At 67.4% G+C, this 2,856-nt stretch carries 1 protein-coding gene; it reads left to right on the top strand.

All coding sequences use genetic code 11. The features are described from left to right. Positions 1-954: 954 nt before the first annotated feature. On the top strand, positions 955-2,754 hold the full coding sequence (locus ACFWY9_RS40820; protein WP_378323719.1) for a hypothetical protein: 1,800 nt from the start codon (positions 955-957) through the stop codon (positions 2,752-2,754). Positions 2,755-2,856 lie beyond the last annotated feature (102 nt).

The following is a 2,856-nucleotide window of genomic DNA, read 5'->3' as shown; positions in this document are numbered from 1 at the left end:
CTTGGGGGGCGGGGGGGGCCTGTGGTGCTGGGCCCCCGCGCCGGCCGCCGACAACCCCAAAAACCCCCCCCCCCCCCCCGCCCCCGGGGCCCCCTTCGGCCGAGGGCGCTTCTTCATCCCCCGACACCCCCACCAGCCGCCCCCTCCACCCTCCTCCCAGCCCCGCCCCGAGCGCGTTTAGCCCGCTAAACGCACTCTGCGCGGCCCCGGCAAGCGCAGTTAGCGGGCTAAACGCGGCGCTGAGCAACGCTAAGGATCTGGCGGGAGGGTGGTGCGGCGGCGGGTCGCGATGGTCGCGGGAGGGGGCCAAGTCGGTCGGCAAGCCCACAAGTTCCCGGCATTTGGTAACGAAATCATCACGCCTGCCGCCAGGGATGATGGCGCGGATAGGGCCGTTGTGACCAGTTGTGAGACGGCCAAGGGGAGCACTTCTCATGGTCCGAGAAGGCGCCACTCGTTCGGGCTAGTCAACAGAGGGTTGCTGACCTTCGTGCAGAGAGAAATTCACCCAGCCGGGCTAGTTCTCATTCTTTGATCACGAGATTGACACGATGACCGGTTGGGTCGACTATTTCGCGCATGTCCGCTCCTGTCGCCCTGGTGTGCCGCCGCCACGTGGATCTTCGGCACCAGGCCAGCGCGCTCTGTATGAATTCCTGACGGTTCCTCCGCAGCCGATCCGCTGAATCCGCGCGCCCGTTTCCCGGTGCGTGCCGATTCACCGTGACCCGTTCATTATTCGCCGCACCGCGAGCATTTCCGGATCCGCCGGTCCGGTGAACGCGTACGCGCGGTGCCGCCGGCTTCCCCTGCCGCAATCGGTCAGTTCGTCGTGCGCGAAACAGGGGGAGGGATGTGCCTTTCGTGGCGCTTTTCGACAAACAGGGAGTACGTATGCGATTCACCTCGCTCCGGACCGGCTCGGTCCGCAGGCGAAAAGTGGTGACCGTCGCCATGGCGGCCGCACTGGCCGTCGCGGCGGTCACCTACACCGGCTCGGCGACCAGCGCCTACGCCGACGTCCAGGTCGTCACCGACGCGAAGACCGCGGCCGACGGCAAGCAGTACTGGGTGCAGAACCACCTGGTGTCCAAGGATCTCGCCACGCAGGCGCGTTCCGGTGGCACGCCCAAGAAATGGCTGCTGGTCTGGGCCGGTGACGAGAACATCGCCGACACACTGGTCAAGGACGTCAAGAACCTGCCGGGCTCGCTCGGCGGTGGTCTGAACAAGGTTAAGAACGCGCTTCCCGGGCCGGACTTCCTGGCCGTGATCGACGCTACCCAGGGCTCGCCGACCTACGGCAAGGTGGTCAACACCGCCACCGTCGGCCCGCTCGTCGAGAACGAGCCGCACCACATGCAATACGTGTGGCACAAGGGAGACACCATCTATGCCGGTGCGCTCTTCGCCGCCGCGACTTACGCGTTCGACGTCGGTGCGCTGCCGCAGCTGAAGCTCAAGGGTGTCAGCTTGCCGACGCAGACGCTCGGTGGCTCGGTGCCGGACGCGTACTGGGTGCTCAAGGACGGCACCGCCTATGGCACGTACATGGGCGGCCCGGTCGTTCCGGGCCCGCATTCCTACGCCGACGGCTCGACCCAGATCGGCAACGGTTTCGCCGGCAGCCCCGGCGAGGTGGTCCGCTTCGACCAGAACGCCAAGGTGCTTTCCGAGTCGCCTGCCGCGACACCGCAGGGCGACAACCAGAAACTGTGCGACAACCTGCCGCAGCTGGGCAAGCCGACCTGCGCGAACCCGCACGGAATCCAGGCCCGCGAGGACCTGAACACGTTGGTCACCAGTGACTACGCCGAGCCGAGGAACATTATTCTCGACCCGGTCAAGCAACCCTCGCCGTACCTGCGCCGCCCGACCGTGCGCACCTGGGACATCGCCGACCGGAACCACCCGAAGCTGAAGTCGGTGTCCTACCTGCAGGACGGCCCGCGTGCCGATCCGAAGGACCCGTTGCACGCCGAAAGCCGCGCGGTCATGGAGACCACGGTGACCAACCAGCCCGGCCACAAGGGCGCGTTCGCCCAGACCATGCAGGGCGGCGCGGTGTTCTACACGCCGGACATCACCGCGAAGGAGCCGCACTGGATCGAGGTGTTCGACGACGGCACCGCGAACAAGGCGATCTACCCGAACAACGACTCAAACGGCGGTAGTTCCAACGGTGGCTGGATCCAGACCAGTCCGGACGACAAGTACCTCTACCGCGCCATCCAGGGGCGGCAGAAGGGCGCGCTCGGGCCGGACGACCCCGGCACCACCGGTGGCGTGTACGTCCTCAACATCGAGAAGCTGGTCAATGCCGGTGACCGGGTCGAGGACATCAAGGGCCGCATCGACACCAAGGAGAAGGCTCAGCAGGGCGGTGGTGGCGATCTCCCGACCGTCGCCGGCGCGGCGCCGATCAACCCCGGTACCCCGGGCGCGGGCCCGCACTGGGGCGCCTACGACAACTGGACGCTCGGCGCCGACGGTTTCTACCACGAAACCGCCCAGCCGCAGCACCTCGCGGTGTCGAACTACTTCGTCGCCCGGTCCGGTTTGGACGGTGACCACAAGGTCAACCTGCTGAACCTCGGGCCGGACGGGAAGGTCGCGGTCGACCAGAAGTTCCGGGACGAGTTCACCGGGCAGGTCGGCATCAACTTCAACCGCAAGTCCTGGCCGCACGGGGACTTCGGCAACGCCAAACCGCACTCCGAGCTGTTCGTCGTCGCGGACGCGGACATCAAGTGATCACCGTGCCGTGGCGGGGGGGGGGGGCGGGCCGGGGGGCGGCGCTCGCCGTCATCGTGCGGGTGGGCGTGGATCCAGGACTGGGGCCCGCCGGGAGGGGCT

This window comes from Amycolatopsis sp. NPDC059027, assembly GCF_042739735.1.
Lineage (GTDB): Bacteria > Actinomycetota > Actinomycetes > Mycobacteriales > Pseudonocardiaceae > Amycolatopsis.
The sequence above is the reverse complement of the archived record's forward strand: the minus strand, read 5'-3'. Positions and strand labels throughout refer to the sequence as shown.